Source organism: Streptomyces hygroscopicus, from assembly GCF_026168105.1.
Taxonomy (GTDB): domain Bacteria; phylum Actinomycetota; class Actinomycetes; order Streptomycetales; family Streptomycetaceae; genus Streptomyces; species Streptomyces hygroscopicus_D.
In genome coordinates, this window is sequence record NZ_LBMW01000002.1 from 244550 (window position 1) to 263586 (window position 19037).

The following is a 19037-nucleotide window of genomic DNA, read 5'->3' on the forward strand; positions in this document are numbered from 1 at the left end:
TCAGACGGATCCGGCCGCAGCACAGGACACGGCCAACGCAACTGCCATGATGGTGAGTTGTGGGTTCACCTCGGGGCAGCTCGGCAGGGCGGATCCGTCCGCGACGAGGACGCCCCGCACGCCTCGCAGCCATCCCCGGGGATCGGCGGGGGCCTTCTGGTCGTTCGTCCCCATGGCGATGGTTCCCGTCGGATGGAAGGCCGAAAGGTGCAACTGACGGGGAGTCACATTGCTGAGGGCGCGGTGCAGTTCGTCGGTGGAACGAACCGTCGGGGTGTGCGGCACGCCGGTGAGGACCTCCTCGGCCCCGGCCGCGAAGAGCACCGCACCCATCGCGGCGACGGCACGCACCAGTGATGCCCCGTCCACGGGGTCGAGGTCGTAGCGCAGCACCGGACGCCGGGTGCCGAGAACCCTGCCGCCGGGCCGGTCGGCGATCATCGCTCCCAGGGTCGCGAGGCGCTCGCCCTCCTCGAGTCCGGCCCGCAGCTGCCGTCCGACGCCGGGCAGAACGAAGGAGCTCATGCCGGGCGGCGGTGCGGTCGCCTCGATGAGGATGCCGTCATCGTGCAGTTCCTCGACCGCGGCGCTCTGCAATACCGCGGGGCCGTCGTGGACGGTGTCGGGAAAGCGGCCGGCGATGCTGGTGGCGGGGTGCACGGCGAGATTGCGGCCGATCCCCGGATGCCCGGCAAGCCCCGAACGCCGCAGCAGCAGGGGAGATTGCAGGGCGCCCGCCGCGACCACGACCATCGGGCTGAGGATCTCGAATCGTGACCCGTCGGGCCGTGCCGCCGCGATGCCCGCGGCGCGCGGGCCGCCGGGGCGGTCGGGGTCGACCAGGACGAGGCGGGCGCGGGCGGAGGTGACGATCCGGGCACCCGCCGAGCACGCATCGGGCAGCACCGACAGCTGAACACTGTGTTTGGCCCCGGTCGGACATCCCACGACACACTGGCAGGAGCCTTTGCAGCCCGGTGCGTTGCGGCGCAACGGGGTGGCCCTCCAGCCCAGACTCCCGGCTCCGTGCAGGGCCAGCAGGCCGTTGCGACCGAGCACATCGAGCGGCTGCGGCGCCACGCCGAGGGTGTGTTCGACGTTGTCGAGATGTGCGGCGAAGACCGCCGGATCGGCCAGGCCCACTCCGTGGACGTCACGCCAGCGGGCGAGGACGCGGTGGGGGGTGCGGTAACAGGTGCCGGCGTTGACGACGGTGGTACCGCCGACGGCCCGGGCGGTCGGGAGGAGAACAGGCGGTCTGCCGATCATCATGGTCGCCCCGCCGTCCCGGTAGAGCTCCGCGAAGCGGTCCAGCGGTAGGCGGCGGGCGAAGTCGGCAGTGGTGTGCCGGCGGCCCTCCTCGAGGACGACGACACGCAGTCCCGCACGGGCCAGGGTGCGCGCGGCGATCGCACCTCCGGCCCCGGACCCCACGACGACTGCGTCGGCCGTGGACCGGTCCGGCCACTGCGAGGAGGACACACAGTCCAGCGGAGGGTCGTCGGACGCCGGGGGAGCCGCGGCCGGACGAGGATCACGTTGCAGCATGCGTTCGGTCGCCCCGGCGAGCAGGACGGGAACCTTCAGCGCGTCGAGCACGGGGAGCAGCGCGGGCCGGGCGGCGAGGGAGGCGAGTACCTCGTCACGTTCGCCGGGGGTGAGGCGGTCGAGTCTCGCCCCGGTGCGCAGAGCCGCGTAGACGTCGACGGCGGCAGCCGCGCATCGGATCCCCGCGCGGGCGGGCCGCGGAATCGTCGCGAGAAGGGATTCCAGTCGGTGCGGAACCGCCGTCGGCCAGTGTTCCGAGCCGTCGTCGGCGAGCAGTGCGGCGGTCAGGCCGCGCAGGCTGCGGCTCATCGCTCGCCCACCTCCGCGTGAGCGGTCCCCTCCAGCGTCCATCGCGCCTCGGGCCGCCAGCGGCCCCACCACCGTTCCAGGACGATGTGCGCATCGGCGGATTCGCTGTTTCGGCACACCGGGCCGCTGCCGTCGGGATCGGCGTAGTCGAGCGTCAGGGTGCGTTCCTCGGGCTGGGCGACCGTGACGCGGATACGGCGCAGTCCGGCTCGGCCGGTGACCGACCACACCGGCAGCCCGATGCGCGCGCGGAATCGACCGGCTCCTGCCCAGCCGACTGCCGAGCGCAGTCCGAGGCGCGGCCAGGTGCGGTCACGGTGGCGCAGCCGCAGGAACACCAACGGCGGGAGCCTGTTCAGCCCGGGCCGTGTCGCGACCGCGGCGACGACCTCCAGCACGTCTCCGCCGCCGAGATCGGCATGGAGCCAAGCCCAACGCCGGGCGTTGCCGTGTCCGTAGATCCGTGCGGTGGCCCCGGGTGCCTTGTGCAGGGAGAGCCGGCCGCCGGGGTGGCTCACGGCACCGCTGAAATGCGATCCGGAGGACGGGAGCATGTGTGCCGCGGGCAGCACCGAGCGCTGCCAGGCCCAGCGCGGAAAGGTGTAGAGGGGTTGGCCCAGCGGGTCCTGTTCCAGGTCCCAGCGGAACTCCCCGGCCGTGCCGCGCAGCCTGTCGGGCCGTACCTCGGTCCCGGCGGCGGTGAAGCCCTGCGAGGGATCCGACCAGGGTTCGGGGCCGAAACGAGCGTGCTCCACGGGTCCGTCGGGCGGGAAGACCGCGACCCAGCCGTGAGCGTACGCCGGGGAACCGCCGGTGGGCGCCGTCAACTCGTGGTGCAGCCACACACCGGTGCCGGTGACGGGATCGGTGAGGGTGGTGTACCAGACCTCCGTCCGCCCCGGCGAGCCGTCCCAGCGCGCTGCGTAGGCGGACGGGCTCTCCTGGCGGGGAAAACGCCAGCTCCTCAGGAACGGCACCAGTCGGCTCGCGAGGGGGAACCGCAGCGTGCCGTGGCCGACCTGCTGGCCGTCCACGTAGACGCCGTACGGCAGCACTGTCATCGAGGTGAGCGGCCGGCGCAGGGAGACCGACTTCCAGCCCATGAGGAGGTGTCGCCGGCCGGCAGCCGTGAACCGGACGCGGTAGAGGATCCTGCGCCGGGCGATCGGGGAGATCTCCATCTCTCCGGTGGCGTCGGGGTCGTCGGCGAGACCCTGGATCCGGACTCGCCCGGAGACCCGCGCGTTGGTGGTGCGGTGTGGCGCGAGCACCTGCTCCGCACGGACGGTGAGGTCCAGGCGGACTCTCCGTGGTTCGGTCTTCCCGGGGAGCAGCAGGGTGCCGAGCATCGTCTCGGCGAAGGCCGTGCCGCGTGTGCTCATCCGTCGGTCCTCTGTGGAGTCCGGTTCCAGTGGTTCGGTGGCTCAGCCACTGAACCACTGGGGCCGTTCGCTGTCAATGACGGGGAGATGCCCCGCAGTTGGGCAGGTGCTGGTTCTGACGTCCCTGGGGAGGGCGCGCCCGGTGCGGCAGCCGGGACCCCGTACAGGACTCCGCCCCCGCGGGCGCACGAGCCGCGACCGAGGCCGTCGGACCGGTGGGAGAGGCAGGAGTGACCAGCGAGTAACATGACGGCCCCCGGTCGGAAGGAGCGGAGAAACCGTGGCCGTGTCTGTCGGTGACGCCGAGGCGTTCTTCGAGCAGGTGGCGGACGATCGATTCGTCCCCACCGCCTACACCCGGGGCCCCTGGGATCAGCACAGCCAGCACGGCGGCCCGCCCGCCGCCCTGCTCGGCCGGGCCGTCCAGCTGCGTCCGGGCGCCCGCGAAGACATGCGCCTGGCCCGGATCACCCTCGAGATCCTGCGGCCCGTGCCGCTGCGCCCGCTGACGGTTACCACGCGAATCCTGAGGGAAGGACGCAGTGTGGAGCTGGTCGAGGCGTCGCTGACCCCGGACGGCGGGCAGGAGGTGATGCGGGCGAGAGCCCTGCGTATCCGGACCGCTCCCGGCTCCGTGTCGCCGACGAAGGGCGCTCTCGCCGTCCCGGTCCCCGAGCGGTCCCGTCCCGAGCCGTTCTTCCCGGTGCCCTGGGACGCGGGCTACCACACGGCCATGGAGGCCCGGTTCGCGGCGGGCTCCTTCCTCGCACGGGGGCCGGCGACCTGCTGGCTGCGGATGAAGGTCCCCCTGGTCACGGGGGAGAAGATCATGCCGCTCGACCGCGTCCTGGTGGCGGCGGACTCCGGCAACGGGCTGAGCAATGTGCTGGACTTCGCGTCGCACGTGTTCATCAACCCCGACCTGACCGTGCACCTGCACCGTCATCCGGCGGGTGAATGGGTCTGCGTCGACGCTCGGACCAGCATCGACGCCGACGGGCTGGGGATGGCGGAAGCCGCGCTCCACGACGCGCAGGGCCCGATCGGCCGCAGCGTGCAGAGCCTGTTCGTGAACGCCCGCGGCTGAGCGGGTCGTTGGCCAGGAGACTGCGGGGCCGGCGCCTGAGGACCCGCCCCGCGCCCGGTCAGTCCGCCGTCTTGCGTGCCAGCGCGTTGTTCCCGATCGAGTTGTGGACGCTGAAGCTCACGGCATCCGAGCGGTAGCGGTCGTCCGACCACTCCACCGGGCGCCCTTCGCGTGTGGTCGTCACGCGGCGGACGCGCAGCAGCGGGCTGGTGCGCCGGATGCCGAGCAGCTCGGCGTCCTGGGCGCCCGCCGCGACCGCGTCGATGACGTGCTCGCCGTACGCGAAGACCAGGCCCGTGTCGTCGAGGAGCCGCTGGGTGACGGAGGGGCAGTCGGGCTCGATGGACTCGACCGCCGGGGAGATCCAGTCCGCGTACACGGTCCGCTCGAGCAGCACGGGCTCGCCGTCCAGCCCGCGCACCCGCAGCACATGCAACACGGGTGTCCGCTCCCGCAGATGGAGGCGCAGGGCGTCCTCCTTCGTCGCCGGCCGGTACTCCTGCTCCACCACCCGACCGGTCGCCTCGCGCCCCATCGCGCGCGCCCACTGCGCGAAGCTGCGCAGCTCGGCGAAGCTCTGGCTGCGGCGGCTCGCGAGGACCACCCGGCGGGCGCCCTGCCGGGAGCCGATGAGCCCCTCGGCGGTCAGGGCCGCCACGGCCTGGCGGACCGTGCCGCGCGAGACACCGTACCGGGCCGCGAGGTCCGTCTCCGCCGGGAGCAGACTGCCCACCGTGTACTCCTCGCGGTCGATCGCCCGCCGCAGTTCGTCCGCGATCTCCTCATGTCGCGCCGCCATGCTTCCCCTCTGAGTCGGCTTCTGTGCACAGCGTGACCAGCCTAATCGAAAGCCGAAGTGATCGGTGAGGCTCCCAATTGTGCAAAGAATCGCGGGCCAGGGTTTCGCAGGTGTTTACGAGTTGGACACCATTGGCAGGCTGACTGAGGCCAACTTGTTCAGACAAGTTCTCCTTCGCTCCCAACCCTCGCGCGCACTCCTGGAGAGACCCGTGACCGTGTCCCTGCCGAGAACAGCCGCCCTCGGCGGCGCCCTCGCCGTCGTCGCCGCACTCGCCCTCAGCGCCTGCGGTGCCGCCCCCGACAACGCCGCCACCACCGCCGACGGCAAGAGCGCGGCCTCCGCCGCCTCGGCCGCGGACTTCGGCGGCCTCGACGCCCTCGTGAAGGCGGCCAAGAAGGAGGGCACGCTGCACGCGATCGCCCTGCCCCGCGACTGGGCCAACTACGGCGCCCTGATCGACGGCTTCCAGAAGAAGTACGGCATCAAGGTCGACGTCGAGAACCCGGACGGCTCCAGCCAGGACGAGATCAACGCCGTCACCTCCCGCAAGGGCCAGGACCGCACCCCCGACGTCCTCGACCTCGGCAGCTCCTTCGCGCTGAGCGCCGCCCAGCAGGGGCTGCTCGCGCCGTACAAGGTGACCGGGTACGCCGACATCCCCACCACCCAGAAGGACCCGCAGGCGCGCTGGTACAACGACTACGGCGGCTACGTCTCCATCGGCTGCGACGCCAAGCGCGTGAAGACGTGCCCGACCACCTTCGCGGACCTGCTCAAGCCGCAGTACAAGGGCCAGGTCGCCCTCAACGGCAACCCCACCAAGTCGGGTTCGGCCTTCGGCGGTGTCTACGCGGCGGCCCTCGCGAACGGCGGATCCTTCGACAACATTCAGCCGGGCCTCGACTTCTTCGCCAAGCTGAAGAAGAGCGGCAACTACACGCCGGTCGAGTCGACGCCCGCCACGGTCGAAAAGGGCGAGACGCCGATCAGCATCGACTGGGACTACCTCAACGCCGGGTACGCCGACGAGTTCAAGTCCAAGGGCGTGGACTGGAAGGTCGCCGTCCCGACCGACGGGACGTACGCCCAGTACTACTCCCAGGCCATCAACAAGGACGCCCCGCACCCGGCGGCCGCCCGGCTGTGGCAGGAGTACCTCTACAGCGCCGAGGGCCAGAACCTGTGGCTCAAGGGGTACGCGCGCCCCGCGCTGATGACCGCGATGGAGAAGGCCGGCACGCTCGACTCGGCCGCCGCGGCCAAGCTGCCCAAGGTCAGCGGCACGCCCGCCTTCCCGACCGAGGCCCAGCAGAGCAAGGCCAAGACGGTCATCGCGCAGGGCTGGGGGAAGGCCGTCTCCGGATGACCGTCGTCCTCACCGAGGCCGAGGTGGCGCCCGCCGCTGCACCGCAGCAGCGGCGGCGCCGCACCCCCGGCTGGCTCGCCGTCGTCCCGCTGCTCGTCGTGACGGCGATCGCCTTCGGGATCCCCGCCCTCGCCATGCTCAACGGCGCCTTCACCGTCAAGGACCCGACGTCGGGCGCCACCTCGTACAGCACGGCAAACCTGACCGCCTCTTTGCACGGCGCCTACTTCACGGCCCTGATCGGCAGCATCAAGCTGTCCGCGCTCTCCGCCGCCCTCGGCACCGTGCTCGGACTGCTGCTCGCCCAGGCCGTGGTGACCTCCCGCGCCCGGGCCCTGCGCGAGGCCGTGCTGACCGCCTCCGGTGTCCTCGCCAACTTCGGCGGCGTCCCCCTCGCGTTCGCCTTCGTCGCCACCCTGGGCAACTCCGGCGTCCTGACCCGCCACCTGGGCCTGACCGACAAGGGCTGGAGTCTCTACAGCTTCTGGGGTCTGGTCATCGTCTATCTGTACTTCCTGATCCCGCTGATGGTCCTCACCATCACCCCGGCCCTGGAGGGCCTGCGTTCCCAGTGGCGCGAGGCCGCGCAGAACAACGGTGCCACCGGCTTCCAGTACTGGCGCCATGTGGCCCTGCCCGTGCTGCTGCCCTCCCTGCTCGGCGGATTCGTGCTGCTCTTCGGCAGTGCCTTCGCCGCCTACGCCACCGCCGCAGCCATGGTCGGCAGCGCGGTCCCGCTGGTCACCCTGCAGATCGCCGACGCCATCTCCGGCAACGTCCTGGTCGGCCAGGAGAACGTGGCACTCGCCCTCAGCCTCGACATGGTCCTCGTCGCCGCCCTGGTCATGGCCGTCTACCTGCCCCTGCAACGACGGAGTGCGCGATGGCTCGCCTGAACCTGTGGCGCTGGGCCGTCCTGGCCTGCGCCGGACTGTACTTCCTGGTCCCGCTCGCCGCGTCCGTGGTCTTCACCATCGACGTGCCCGGCCAGGGGATCACCTTCGACGCCTACCGCCAGATCGTCACCGCCCCCGGCTTCGGCTCCAGCCTGCTGCTCTCGCTGGAGCTGGCCGTCGCCACCATCGCGGTGGTCCTGCTGCTGATGGTGCCCGCCACGGTCGCGCTGCGGCTCGGCGCGCCCCGGCTGCGGCCCGTCGTCGAGGTGATCTGCTCGCTGCCGCTGGTCGTACCCCCGATCGCGTTCGTCGCGGGGATCAGCACGGTCCTGAAGTGGGGGCCCGAGTACCTGTCGCGCACCCCGTTCTTCCAGACGATCATGGCGATCCAGAACCCGAGCTTCCCGTTCGTACTCGTGCTCGCCTACGCGGTGATGTCCCTGCCGTTCGTGTACCGGGCGCTGGACGCGGGACTGCGCGCCATCGACGTACGCACCCTCGTGGAGGCCGCGCGCAGCTGCGGGGCGAGCCTGCCGCGGGCCCTGATGCAGGCGGTGCTGCCCAATCTGCGCGGCGCGCTGCTGAACGCCTCCTTCCTCACCCTGGCGCTGGTCCTCGGTGAGTTCACCGTCGCCCAGCTGCTCGGCTTCACGCCCTTCGCCGTGTGGATCTACAGCGTCGGCGGCTCGCAGGCCCAGCTGTCCGTCGCCGTCTCCGTACTCAGCCTGCTCGTCACCTGGGCCCTGCTCCTTTCGCTCGCCGTCTTCGGCGGACGTTCCCGTACCGCCGCCAAGGGATGAATCACATGACGCTCGACATGGCCGCGACCCGCGAAAAGGCCGCCACCGTCGAATTCCAGGGCCTGCGCCGGGAATTCGGACCGACCGTCGCCCTCGACGGGCTCGACCTGACGGTGCGGCCCGGCGAACTCCTCGCCCTGCTCGGTCCGTCCGGCTGCGGCAAGACCACCGCCCTGCGCATGCTCGCCGGTTTCGAGCACCCCGACTCCGGTGAGGTGCTCGTCGACGGCAGGGACGTCACCCGTGTCCCGGCCCACCGCCGCGACGCCGGGATGGTCTTCCAGTCCTACAGCCTCTTCCCGCACCTCAGCGTCCTCGACAACGTGGCGTTCGGGCTGCGGATGCGCAAGGTGCGCACGTCCGAGCGCCGGGCCCGGGCCGCCGAGCTGCTCGAACTGGTGGGCCTCGGCGACAAGGGCGAGCGCTTCCCGCACCAGCTCTCCGGAGGGCAGCAGCAGCGTGTCGCACTGGCCCGCGCGCTCGCCCTGCGCCCGCGCGTCCTGCTGCTCGACGAGCCGCTGTCCGCGCTCGACGCGAAGGTGCGGCTCACCCTGCGCGAGGAGATCCGCCGCCTGCAGCAGGAACTCGGCATCACCACCCTGTTCGTCACGCACGACCAGGAGGAGGCGCTGTCCATGGCGGACCGGGTCGCGGTGATGCGTGCCGGGAAGCTCGAACAGTGCGCCGCCCCGGACGAGTTGTACGGCCGTCCGGCGACCGCCTTCGTCGCCGAGTTCGTCGGCACGATGAGCCGGATCCCCGGTGTGCGCAAGGGCGACACGGTCGACGTGCTCGGCCGGTCGCTGCCGGTCGACGGGGAGGCGCCCGCCGCGACGGAGGTCGACGTGCTCGTGCGGCCCGAGGCGGTCCGGGTGCAGCCGGACGAGAAGAGCGACGCGCGGGTCGTGGCCACGGCCTTCCTCGGCGCGGCCGTCCGCGTCACCGTCCGGCTCGCCGACGGCACCGAGCTGAAGGCCGACGTCCCCGCCCACGAGGCCGCCGGCCTCGGCGCCGGGACCTCCGTCGGCGTGTCACTGCCCGACCGTCCGGTCCTGGTGGCAGAACGTACGAACCACTCGTGAAAGAGAGAAACGTGACCCCCCACCCCCGACTCCCGCTCCAGGCCGTTCTGTTCGACATGGACGGCACGCTCGTCGACACCGAGCGGCTGTGGTGGGAGGCGGTGGAGCACGTCGCAGGAAGGCCCCTGACCGAGGCGGACCAGCCGGAGGTGCTCGGCCGGCCGGTCGAGCACACCGCGGCGTGGCTGGGCGCGGCCACGGGCGCGCCCGTCGCGGACCTCGCCGCCGCGCTGCACCGGGAGTTCACCGGCCGCGTCCGCACCGGAATCGTGCCGCGCCCCGGAGCCCTGGAACTGCTCGACGCCCTCGCCCGTGACGCCGTCCCCACCGCCCTGGTGACCGCCTCCCCTCGCGCCGTCGCCGACACCGTGCTCGAGGCCCTCGGCGCCGAGCGCTTCGCCGTGTCCGTGACCGCCGACGACACCGAGCGCACCAAGCCCGCGCCCGACCCGTACCTCGCCGCCTGCCGCGCACTGGGCGTCGACCCCGTGGACTGCGTGGCCGTCGAGGACACCGAGACCGGTGTCACCTCCGCCGAGGCGGCGGGCTGCGCGGTGCTCGCGGTGCCGTCGCTGGCACCCATCGACGCGGCGCCCGGCCGGACCGTGCGGGAAAGCCTCACCGGTGTCACCCCGCAGGAGCTCGGCGCCCTGGTCACCCGTGAACTGCGCGTCATGAGCTGGAACCTCTGGCTCGGCGGAAGCGAGGTCGACGACCACCGGGCCAAGCAGCTCAAGGCCGTTCTGGAGAGCGGGGCGGACGTCGTGGGGCTGCAGGAGACGGGCGGCACCGCGGCCCAGGAACTGGCCGAGGCGCTCGGCTGGTACCACCACCGCGCCGGGGAGAACCTCGGTGTCATCAGCCGGTATCCGATCACGGCTCGCTTCGGGGACCCCACCGTGGGCTTCTACGGGGCGGCGGGCGTACGCATCCGGATGGACCGGGGGCTGGAGGTGGACGTCTGGACCGCCCATCTCCACTACACGCCGTACGGGCCCTACGAGTCCGCTTTCGACGGGCTCCCGCCGGCCGAGCTGATCGCACACGAGGAGGTGCGGCTCACACAGATGCGGGACACCCTGCGGCGGATCGGCGAGTCCTGCGCCGACGGCGTCCCGGTCGTCCTCGTGGGCGACTTCAACTGCCCCTCGCACCTGGACTGGCCGGACGTGGAGTGGCCGGTGACGAAGGCCGCCGAGCGGGCGGGCCTGCGCGACTCCTACCGTCAGGCGCACCCGGATGCGCTCGCCGACCCGGGCACCACCTGGTCGCCGATCCATCCCGTGCACGAGGACGGCAGCGGACGCCCCGAACCGCAGGACCGGATCGACTACGTGCTGCACCGCGGTCTCACGGTCCTGGACTCCCGGACGTACGTCGTGGGCACCCCGCGCCCCTGGCCCGATGTCGCGGGGAACGACTGGCCGTCGGACCACGCGGCGGTGGTCACCACTTTCGGCGTGCCGCGGACGTCCTGACGCGGTGTTACCCAAGGCAACCATTGCGGTCCGGGAGGTCATCCCGTAGGTTGTGCCGCACTCGCTACCGGCGGGTAACTGCGGGTAACCCGACCCGCCCGGCTTATATCGCACGTCCTGTCGCCCTGGGGAGACCATGCGCTGGCCCTTCGGCCGTCCCACCACGGTACGAGCCCGGATCGTGGCGCTCGCGCTCGCTCCGGCTCTCGCCCTGATGACGCTGTGGAGCTTCGCCATGGTGTCGGTCACCGGCGAACTCCGCGCGCTCGTCAGACTCCAGGGCGTGTACGTGGACTTCGGCACACCCGTCGACACGGCGATCGGGCAGATCCAGATCGAGCGGCGGCTCGCGGCCGCGTACCTGGGCGGCGGTCACCGCAACGGCGCGGCGGTCGACCTGCTGGAGCAGCAGCGCCGCACCGACCAGGCCGTGAACGCGATGCGCGACGCGATCCAGAACGGGGACCGCAGCCGGCTGTCCGCACGGCAGCGCCAGGTGCTCGACGGCACGCTCGGCGCCTTCGGCAAGCTGGAGGGGCTTCGGGAACGCGTGCTGGGGGGCCGCATCTCCTGGGACGGCGCGGTGGCCGAGTACAGCACCCTCGTCGAACCGGGCTTCGGCGTGCAGTCCTCGCTCACCGCCCTGCAAGCGGGGCAGCTCGCGCGCGAGGCGCAGGTCGTCGTCGAGTTGGTGCGGGTGCGGGAGTTCGTCTCGCGCGAGGACGCGCTCGTGGCGGGGGCGCGGGCCGCGGGCCGCCTGACCGACGGGCAGTACGACACGTTGACGGCGACCATCGAGGACCGGCGCGTCTTCGAGCGGACGTACGTCCCCGACCTGCCGTCCGACTCGAGGGCGCTCTTCGAGGATTTTCAGCGCGGCGCGGTGCACCAGGCGCTGACCCGGGGGGAGGACGCCCTGCTGCGGGCGGGGGCCGGCCGCGCGGGTCAGGCCGTGGCGGCCGACTCGTGGCGCACCACCACCGACCGGGCGGTCAAGCAGTACATGCTGCTGTGCACGCAGTCGGCCAAGAACTCCGCCGCGCGCGGGCGGGCGTTCGCCTACCGGGAGTTCTTCAAGGCCGCCGTCGTCGGGGTCGTCGGCCTCGCCGCCATGGGCCTGTCACTGTGGTTCGCGGTGCGCGGCGCGCGGCGTATCTCACGCCGTCTGGAGACCCTGCGGGACACCGCCGACCTGCTGACCACCCGGCAACTGCCACACGTCATGGAGCGGTTGAGCGAGGGCGAGGAGGTGGACGCCGTGGCCGAGGCGCCGCCCCTGGCCGACGAGGAGTTGAAGCCCGACGAGATCGGCCAGGTCGGCCGGGCCTTCAACGCCGCGCGTCTCGCGGCCGTCGAGGCCGCCGTCAAGCAGGCCACCCTGCGCCGGGGGCTGTTCGCGGTCCTCCTCAACATCGCGCGGCGCAATCAGGCGCTGGTTCACCGGCAGTTGAAGCTCGTCGACACGCTGGAACGACGCACCGACGACCCGGACGTCCTGGAAGAGCTCTTCCGGATCGACCATCTGACCACCCGTATGCGGCGCCACGCGGAGAGCCTGATCATCCTTTCCGGCGCGGCGCCCGGCCGCAAATGGCGGCGGCCCGTGCCGGTCGCCGACGTGGTGTCCTCCGCGGTCAGCGAGATCGAGGACTACGCGCGCGTCGTGGTCCCGCCGATGCCGGCCGTCGGAGTCGCGGCGGACGCCGTCGCCGACGTCGTGCACCTGATCGCCGAACTCCTCGAGAACGCCACCGTGTTCTCGCCACCGAACACCCGGGTCACCCTACGCACCGGCCGGGCACGCGGCGGTTTCGTCCTGGAGATCGACGACCGCGGCCTGGGCCTCGGCCCCGAGCAGAGCGACGAGGCCCGTCGGACCCTCACCCGCCCGGACGACTTCGACCCGACCCGGCACGACCGGCTGGGGCTGTACGTCGTGGGCCGGCTCGCCGCCCGGCACGGCATCGAGGTCACGCTGTGCCGGTCGCCGTACGGCGGTACGACGGCGGTGGTGCTGCTGCCGGAGGCGGTGCTGGCGGACGTGGAGCCCCCGATGCCCGTCCACCCGGCGGACGCGCCGGTGCGCGCGCTGCCCGCCCGGCGGGGAACAACAGCCGTGCTCGCCCGGGAACGGGCGCCGCAGCGCTCGCGCGAGCAGGGACTGCGGGCGGTCGGCCCCACGGCCGACAGCGGGGAGGAAACGCGGACGGCCGACAGCGAGGTGGAGGCCCGTACGGCGGACGGCCGGGACACAAGCCGCAGCGCGGACAGCCCGGCTACGGGCCGTACGGCGGACGGCCCGCGTATGGGCCTCGGGACGGACGGACCGGACAGCGGCCCTGCCCGCGCCCTCCCCACCCGCGTCCGTCAGACCTCCCTCGCCCCCGGGCTGCGCGACGAGAGCCCGGCCGACGACGGCGCCGCGGGGCGCGAGGTGAGCGCCGACGAGATGAGGGCCGTCTTCGGTGCCTTCCAGCGCGGCATCGACCGGGGCCGCAGGGGCATCCCCACGGGTACGGGCCCGACGGAACGAAACGACACCGAGGAAGGAACGGTGGCCGACGATGCGCCGTGACCAGGACCCCGAGTACTCCGCCGAGGCCGTCGAGCCGCCGGGCACGGACCTCGGCTGGCTGCTGGACGACCTCGTCGCCAGGACCGACCATGTCCGCCAGGCCGTGCTCCTCACCGCGGACGGCCTTCCCCTGAGCCGTTCGGAGGGCATGCGCAGACGGGACATCGAGCACCTGGCCGCCGTCTGCTCCGGCTTCCACAGCCTCGCCCTGTCCGCAGGGGAGCGGTTCGGTGCCGGAAAGGTACGGCAGACGATGGTCATGCTCGACGACGCCTACCTCTTCATCACCCCGGCCGGCGACGGCACCCGGCTGGCCGTCCTCAGCGAGGTGCAGACCGACGTCGGGCAGCTTGCCCACGAGATGGAACTGCTCGTCCGCCGGGTGGGCCGCCACCTGGACGCCGCCGTGCGCTCGGCGGCGGACCCCGCCGGCTCCTGACCGGCCGTGGCCGACGACCACTGGTACGAGGACGAGACCGGGTCGATGGTGCGCCCCTACACCGTGACCCGGGGGCGGACGCGCCCCTCGGACCGGCACAGCATCGACCTGATGTCGCGGGTCACCGCCGTGGAGACGGACGACGGGACACCGGGTGTCGACCACGCCCGCGCGGCCCTGCTGGACCTGGTGCGCCGAGGACCGCGGCCCGTCGTCGAGCTCGCCGCGGACTCCGATCTGCCGCTGACCGTCGTGCGCGTCCTGCTCGGTGACCTGGCCGAGGACGGGCTGGTGCGCATCGACGCACCGCGGCGTGTGCCCCGGGGCGCGCCGACGGCCGACCCGGACCTGCTGAAGGAGATCGTGGAGCGCCTGCGCGAGCTGTGAGACGGCGGCCCTGTCCGCTCTGAGACGCAGGTCACAGGCGGAGGGCGCGCAACGAATCGCCGCCCGGCACGGAGTGCACGCAACGATCCGCTCACCGGCGCGCAACGACTCCTCCTTGTCCGGCCGAGGGCGCCGACCGTACCGTCTTTCTGTCCCCGTCCCCCTCCCGCCCCAGTGGAGAACACGCATGCGCACCGCCCTGCTCCAGAGCTCCGGACGCCCCGGCTCGGTCGCCGAGAACCTCAAGGTGCTCGACGAGGCCGCAGGCCGTGCCGCCGCCGTGGGCACCGGGCTGCTGGTGGCGCCGGAGATGTTCCTCACCGGGTACGCGATCGGCGACGGCATCGGCCGGCTCGCCGAGCCGGCCGACGGCGACTCGGCGGACACGGTCGCCGAGATCGCCTCGCGCCACGGCCTCGCGGTCGCCTACGGCTACCCCGAGCGGGACGGCGAGACCGTCTTCAACTCCGCGCAGCTGATCTCCTCCGACGGCACCCGCCTCGCGAACTACCGCAAGACCCACCTCTTCGGCTGCTTCGAGCGCGATCACTTCACGCCGGGCGAGAAGCCTGTCGTGCAGGCCGAGGTCAACGGGCTGACCGTGGGCCTGATGATCTGCTACGACGTCGAGTTCCCGGAGAACGTCCGCGCCCACGCCCTGGCCGGAACCGACCTCCTCGTGGTGCCGACGGCCCAGATGCATCCGTTCCAGTTCGTCGCCGAGTCCCTTGTCCCGGTACGGGCCTTCGAGAACCAGATGTACGTCGCGTACGTCAACCGCGTCGGACATGAAGGGGAGTTCGAGTTCGTCGGGCTCTCCACGCTCGCCGGGCCCGACGGGATCGCCCGTGCCCGGGCCGGCCGCTGCGAGCAGCTCGTCCTCGCCGACGTGGATCCCGCCCACCTCGCCGCCTCCCGCGAGGCGAACCCGTACCTCAAGGACCGCCGCCCCGGTCTCTACGGGTCCCTCGCCTGACCCCCGCAGCCCTCTTCCCAGAGTTCTTCCCGCGCAAGGAGTCCCTACCCCATGACGTCCATGGTGCCCAACGCCGTCGAGCACGCAGACGAGCAGCAGCCGCCGATCACCATGTTCGGCCCGGACTTCCCGTACGCGTACGACGACTTCGTCGCCCACCCGGCCGGTCTGGGCCAGATACCCGCGACCGAGCACGGCACCGAGGTCGCGGTCATCGGCGGCGGCCTGTCCGGCATCGTGGCCGCGTACGAGCTGATGAAGATGGGCCTCAAGCCCGTCGTCTACGAGGCCGACCAGATCGGCGGCCGGCTGCGCACGGTCGGCTTCGAGGGCTGCGACCCCGCCCTGACTGCCGAAATGGGCGCCATGCGCTTCCCGCCGTCCTCCACGGCGCTGCAGCACTACATCGACCTGGTGGGCCTTGAGACCAGGCCGTTCCCCAACCCGCTGGCCGAGGCGACCCCGTCGACCGTGGTCGACCTGAAGGGCGAGGCCCACTACGCCGAGACGCTGGACGACCTCCCGCAGGTCTACCGCGACGTGGCGAACGCCTGGAACGCCTGCCTGGAGGAGGGCGCCGACTTCTCCGACATGAACCGCGCCATGCGCGAGCGGGACGTCCCGCGCATCCGCGAGATCTGGGCGAAGCTCGTCGAGAAGCTCGACAACCAGACGTTCTACGGCTTCCTCTGTGACTCGCAGGCCTTCAAGTCCTTCCGGCACCGCGAGATCTTCGGCCAGGTCGGCTTCGGCACCGGCGGCTGGGACACCGACTTCCCGAACTCCATCCTGGAGATCCTGCGGGTCGTCTACACCGAGGCCGACGACCACCACCGCGGCATCGTCGGCGGCTCCCAGCAGCTGCCGCTGCGCCTGTGGGAGCGTGAGCCGGAGAAGATCGTGCACTGGGCCCACGGCACCTCGCTGAAGTCCCTGCACGAGAACGGCGAGCCCCGTCCGGCCGTGACCCGGCTGCACCGCACCGCGGGCAACCGGATCACCGTCACCGACGCGCACGGCGACATCCGTACGTACCAGGCGGCCATCTTCACCGCCCAGTCCTGGATGCTGTTGTCCAAGATCGCCTGTGACGACTCGCTCTTCCCGATCGACCACTGGACGGCGATGGAGCGGACCCACTACATGGAGAGCTCCAAGCTGTTCGTCCCGGTCGACCGGCCGTTCTGGCTGGACAAGGACGAGAAGACGGGGCGTGACGTCATGTCGATGACGCTCACCGACCGCATGACCCGCGGCACCTACCTGCTCGACGACGGTCCGGACAAGCCCGCCGTCATCTGCCTGTCGTACACCTGGTGCGACGACAGCCTGAAGTGGCTGCCGCTGTCCGCGAACGAGCGGATGGAGGTCATGCTGAAGTCGCTCGGCGAGATCTACCCGGACGTCGACATCAGGAAGCACATCATCGGCAACCCGGTGACGGTCTCCTGGGAGAACGAGCCCTACTTCATGGGCGCGTTCAAGGCGAACCTGCCCGGTCACTACCGCTATCAGCGCCGCCTGTTCACGCACTTCATGCAGGACCGGCTGCCCGCCGACAAGCGGGGCATCTTCCTTGCCGGCGACGACATCTCCTGGACCGCCGGCTGGGCCGAGGGCGCCGTGCAGACCGCGCTGAACGCCGTGTGGGGCGTCATGCACCACCTCGGTGGTGCGACCGACCCGGCCAACCCCGGCCCCGGTGACGTCTACGACGAGATCGCCCCGGTCGAACTGCCGGAGGACTGAGCGGGGCCGGTGTCCGGGCGGCCGGTCGGAGGCCGACCGGTCAGATCCCGGCCGCCCGCGCCGCCGTGTACAGCTCGGCGGCAACGTCCTTCAGCTCTTCGGCGTCCCGTGCCGTGCCCTGCAGATCGATGAAGATCTCGTCGAGACCGACCTCGGCATGGGCCGCGAGGTCGTCCACGATCTGATCGACGTTGCCCTGGAAGGGGCCGCGGTCCGGGCCGTCGTACGCCTTGGCCGAGTACGCGGCGTTGGTGCGCAGCACGGTCTGGAGAGGCTGGGTACGCCCCCGCTCGGCGGCCAGCTCCTGCACCTCGCGCCACTGCGCGGCGAGCGCCTCGGCGCCCAGGCCCACCGGGATCCAGCCGTCGGCCTTGTCGACGAGCCGCCGCTGGGCGGTCCTGTTGCTCGCCGCCAGCAGGATGGGGATCGGCCTGGCGGGCTTGGGCGCGACCACCGCTGAGTCGATCCTCGTGATCGTGCCCTCGTAGCTGACCGGGTCGGGGCCCCAGACCGCGCGGCACACGTCGATCACCTCGTCCATGACCCGGCCGCGCTCCTCGAAGGGGCGGATGCCGGCCGCGGCGTACTCGTCGAGGGACCAGCCCGTGCCCAGGCCCGCCACGACCCGGCCGCCGGCGGCCGCGTCCAGCGAGGCGAAGGCCTTGGCGAGCTGGAAGGGCACGTGCAGGGGTGCCACCAACACGCTCGTACCGAGCCGGGCGCGGTGGGTGGCGGCGGCGGCGAGCGTGAGCGTCACGAGCGGTTCGGCCACCCCGCGGTAGCTGTCCGGCCAGGGCAGTCCCTCGATGCCGTACAGGCCCTGCGAGGCGGATTCGGGGAACAGGGCCCGCTCGTACACCCACAGGCTCTCGTAGCCCATCTCCTCGGCCGCGCGTGCCACGTCCGGCACGTCGCGCCCGATGTCGTACTGCTTGTTCTGGGGGAGGCTGAGTCCGAGCCGGGTCACCATACCTGTTGCTCCTTCGCAATGGATGTGCCTCGGGCTCAACGTACCGTGATCACACGGCAGTTCCGGCCGCGACAGGCACGGATGGCCCGATCAGTGCGGCAGCGGTGTGAGCAGCATCCGGCTCGCGAATCCCACCGCCGCGTCCAGGCGGCGCCCGAACTCCTCGGCCAGATCCGGAAGTTCCCGTAGCGCCCACAGTGCACGGGCCGCCGACCAGGCGGCCTCACGGGCCCGCTCCAGGCTCCACGCGCCGAACAGATGTGTGAGCGGATCGGCGACCTCGAGCAGATCGGGACCGGGCATCAGATCGTCGCGGATCCGCTCCTCCAGCGAGACGAGGATGTCGCCTACGCGGTCGAACTCGTCCTCGAGATCGGCCGGTTCGCAGCCGAGCGTACGGCAGGCGTCCACGACGGCGAGCGCGAGATCGTGCCCGATGTGCGCGTTGATGCCCGCGAGCGCGAACTGCAGCGGACGTACGCCCGGGTGGCGCCGGAACTGGAACAGTGGCCGCCAGCAGGCGGGCACGGGCCCCCCTTCCGCCACACGCAGATACCGCTCGGCGAACCGCACGTCCAGGGTGATCGCCGCCTGGGCGTCCGCGAAGCACCCGGTGTCGAGCCGGCGGTCGACCTCCTCCGTGACGGTCAGGTAGACGCGGTTGAACACCGCGACCCCGTCCTGCTCCGGCCAGGTCGCGCGGAGCGCGCGCATACGTGAGACGACCGTGTCCACGTCGGTCGTGAACTGCTCCAACAGCACCATGGAGGCAGGGTTCCAGGCGCAGGCTGCCCGCAGTGCGACCGGCCCGCGGGCTTCCCCGGAACGGGGGACCCCACCGGTGGGCCGTACGGGGGACAAGGGGGTGAGCGGTCCGTGTCGGGCTTACGCGTCCGGCCCGGCGCGCCGCCGGGCCGCACGCAGGCGTGCCGCCCGGCGCGCGGCCATGGTCGCGGTGGCTTCGGTGGTCGTGGCGGTGGGCACCGCGGTGGCGACGATGTCGGCGTTCGACGGGTCCGAGGGCAGCGGCGGAGTCGACCGGGCCCGTCCGGCCGTCGCCCGCTCGACGCCCGTGCAGCCGCTGCCCCCGCCGTCGGCGCCGAGCACGCCCTCCGTCCCCGGCCCGGCACCGAGCCCCCCGAGGCCGTCGTCCGCCGCGCCGGGCCGGACGGCCTCCCCGCCCACCGGAAG

General features: G+C 72.1%; 17 protein-coding genes. 11 read left to right on the plus strand and 6 right to left on the minus strand.

Features of this window, described 5'->3' with window-relative positions:
• Positions 1-1857 carry a GMC family oxidoreductase gene (locus tag AAW14_RS03470; protein ID WP_265559695.1) on the minus strand — a complete coding sequence of 619 codons (1857 nt, stop codon included), beginning with the start codon at positions 1855-1857 and terminating at the stop codon, positions 1-3.
• Positions 1854-3239 carry a hypothetical protein gene (locus tag AAW14_RS03475; protein ID WP_265559697.1) on the minus strand — a complete coding sequence of 462 codons (1386 nt, stop codon included), beginning with the start codon at positions 3237-3239 and terminating at the stop codon, positions 1854-1856. The genes AAW14_RS03470 and AAW14_RS03475 overlap by 4 nt, the downstream gene beginning before the upstream one ends.
• 280 nt (positions 3240-3519) lie before the next feature.
• On the opposite strand from AAW14_RS03475, the gene AAW14_RS03480 reads away from it, so the two are divergent.
• A complete protein-coding gene (locus AAW14_RS03480; RefSeq protein WP_265559699.1) occupies positions 3520-4326 on the plus strand; it encodes a thioesterase family protein in 807 nt (268 codons plus the stop codon).
• Between the two features lie 58 nt (positions 4327-4384).
• Here the strand turns inward: AAW14_RS03480 and AAW14_RS03485 are convergent, their stop codons facing one another.
• Positions 4385-5125 carry a GntR family transcriptional regulator gene (locus AAW14_RS03485; RefSeq protein ID WP_265559701.1) on the minus strand — a complete coding sequence of 247 codons (741 nt, stop codon included), beginning with the start codon at positions 5123-5125 and terminating at the stop codon, positions 4385-4387.
• Positions 5126-5336: 211 nt separating this feature from the next.
• Between AAW14_RS03485 and AAW14_RS03490 the strand changes: the two genes are divergently transcribed.
• From AAW14_RS03490 to AAW14_RS03535, 10 genes are all read left to right on the plus strand, one after another.
• Positions 5337-6494, plus strand: a complete 1158-nt coding sequence (locus AAW14_RS03490) for an ABC transporter substrate-binding protein (protein ID WP_265559703.1) — start codon at positions 5337-5339, stop codon at positions 6492-6494.
• Entirely contained in the window at positions 6491-7390 is a 900-nt protein-coding gene (locus AAW14_RS03495) for an ABC transporter permease (protein WP_265559705.1), read from the plus strand. Before AAW14_RS03490 ends, AAW14_RS03495 begins: the two co-directional genes overlap by 4 nt.
• Positions 7378-8190 (plus strand): ABC transporter permease, encoded by an 813-nt coding sequence (locus tag AAW14_RS03500; protein WP_265559707.1) that lies wholly within the window; start codon positions 7378-7380, stop codon positions 8188-8190. The genes AAW14_RS03495 and AAW14_RS03500 overlap by 13 nt, the downstream gene beginning before the upstream one ends.
• A 5-nt stretch (positions 8191-8195) precedes the next feature.
• Positions 8196-9272 (plus strand): ABC transporter ATP-binding protein, encoded by a 1077-nt coding sequence (locus AAW14_RS03505; RefSeq protein ID WP_265559709.1) that lies wholly within the window; start codon positions 8196-8198, stop codon positions 9270-9272.
• 11 nt (positions 9273-9283) lie between these two features.
• Complete coding sequence (locus AAW14_RS03510; protein ID WP_265559710.1) at positions 9284-10750, plus strand: HAD-IA family hydrolase; 1467 nt, start codon at positions 9284-9286, stop codon at positions 10748-10750.
• A gap of 136 nt (positions 10751-10886) precedes the next feature.
• Complete coding sequence (locus tag AAW14_RS03515; RefSeq protein ID WP_265559712.1) at positions 10887-13325, plus strand: nitrate- and nitrite sensing domain-containing protein; 2439 nt, start codon at positions 10887-10889, stop codon at positions 13323-13325.
• Complete coding sequence (locus AAW14_RS03520) at positions 13315-13764, plus strand: roadblock/LC7 domain-containing protein (RefSeq protein WP_265559714.1); 450 nt, start codon at positions 13315-13317, stop codon at positions 13762-13764. Before AAW14_RS03515 ends, AAW14_RS03520 begins: the two co-directional genes overlap by 11 nt.
• A 6-nt stretch (positions 13765-13770) precedes the next feature.
• Positions 13771-14151, plus strand: a complete 381-nt coding sequence (locus tag AAW14_RS03525) for a DUF742 domain-containing protein (protein WP_265559716.1) — start codon at positions 13771-13773, stop codon at positions 14149-14151.
• 187 nt (positions 14152-14338) lie between these two features.
• The gene (locus tag AAW14_RS03530; protein ID WP_265559718.1) at positions 14339-15127 is read left to right on the plus strand and encodes a carbon-nitrogen hydrolase family protein; all 789 of its coding nucleotides are present in this window, start codon (positions 14339-14341) and stop codon (positions 15125-15127) included.
• 51 nt (positions 15128-15178) lie between these two features.
• Positions 15179-16876, plus strand: a complete 1698-nt coding sequence (locus tag AAW14_RS03535; protein WP_265559720.1) for a flavin monoamine oxidase family protein — start codon at positions 15179-15181, stop codon at positions 16874-16876.
• 40 nt (positions 16877-16916) lie between these two features.
• On the opposite strand, the gene AAW14_RS03540 is transcribed toward AAW14_RS03535, so the two are convergent.
• The 3 genes from AAW14_RS03540 to AAW14_RS03550 form a co-directional block, all read right to left on the minus strand.
• Entirely contained in the window at positions 16917-17846 is a 930-nt protein-coding gene (locus AAW14_RS03540) for an LLM class F420-dependent oxidoreductase (protein ID WP_265559722.1), read from the minus strand.
• A 90-nt stretch (positions 17847-17936) separates the two neighbouring features.
• Positions 17937-18611: a DUF5995 family protein gene (locus tag AAW14_RS03545; protein ID WP_265559725.1), complete on the minus strand. Its 675-nt coding sequence runs from the start codon at positions 18609-18611 to the stop codon at positions 17937-17939.
• A 120-nt stretch (positions 18612-18731) separates the two neighbouring features.
• Positions 18732-19031 carry a hypothetical protein gene (locus AAW14_RS03550; protein ID WP_265559726.1) on the minus strand — a complete coding sequence of 100 codons (300 nt, stop codon included), beginning with the start codon at positions 19029-19031 and terminating at the stop codon, positions 18732-18734.
• Positions 19032-19037 lie beyond the last annotated feature (6 nt).

Excerpts from the sequence above, each read along its gene's own strand:
- AAW14_RS03470 (WP_265559695.1), bottom strand. The coding sequence starts at position 1,857 with ATGAGCCGCAGCCTGCGCGGCCTGACCGCCGCACTGCTCGCCGACGAC.
- AAW14_RS03475 (WP_265559697.1), bottom strand. The coding sequence starts at position 3,239 with ATGAGCACACGCGGCACGGCCTTCGCCGAGACGATGCTCGGCACCCTG.
- AAW14_RS03485 (WP_265559701.1), bottom strand. The coding sequence starts at position 5,125 with ATGGCGGCGCGACATGAGGAGATCGCGGACGAACTGCGGCGGGCGATC.
- AAW14_RS03495 (WP_265559705.1), top strand. The coding sequence starts at position 6,491 with ATGACCGTCGTCCTCACCGAGGCCGAGGTGGCGCCCGCCGCTGCACCG.
- AAW14_RS03500 (WP_265559707.1), top strand. The coding sequence starts at position 7,378 with ATGGCTCGCCTGAACCTGTGGCGCTGGGCCGTCCTGGCCTGCGCCGGA.
- AAW14_RS03505 (WP_265559709.1), top strand. The coding sequence starts at position 8,196 with ATGACGCTCGACATGGCCGCGACCCGCGAAAAGGCCGCCACCGTCGAA.
- AAW14_RS03515 (WP_265559712.1), top strand. The coding sequence starts at position 10,887 with ATGCGCTGGCCCTTCGGCCGTCCCACCACGGTACGAGCCCGGATCGTG.
- AAW14_RS03520 (WP_265559714.1), top strand. The coding sequence starts at position 13,315 with ATGCGCCGTGACCAGGACCCCGAGTACTCCGCCGAGGCCGTCGAGCCG.
- AAW14_RS03530 (WP_265559718.1), top strand. The coding sequence starts at position 14,339 with ATGCGCACCGCCCTGCTCCAGAGCTCCGGACGCCCCGGCTCGGTCGCC.
- AAW14_RS03535 (WP_265559720.1), top strand. The coding sequence starts at position 15,179 with ATGACGTCCATGGTGCCCAACGCCGTCGAGCACGCAGACGAGCAGCAG.
- AAW14_RS03540 (WP_265559722.1), bottom strand. The coding sequence starts at position 17,846 with ATGGTGACCCGGCTCGGACTCAGCCTCCCCCAGAACAAGCAGTACGAC.
- AAW14_RS03545 (WP_265559725.1), bottom strand. The coding sequence starts at position 18,611 with ATGGTGCTGTTGGAGCAGTTCACGACCGACGTGGACACGGTCGTCTCA.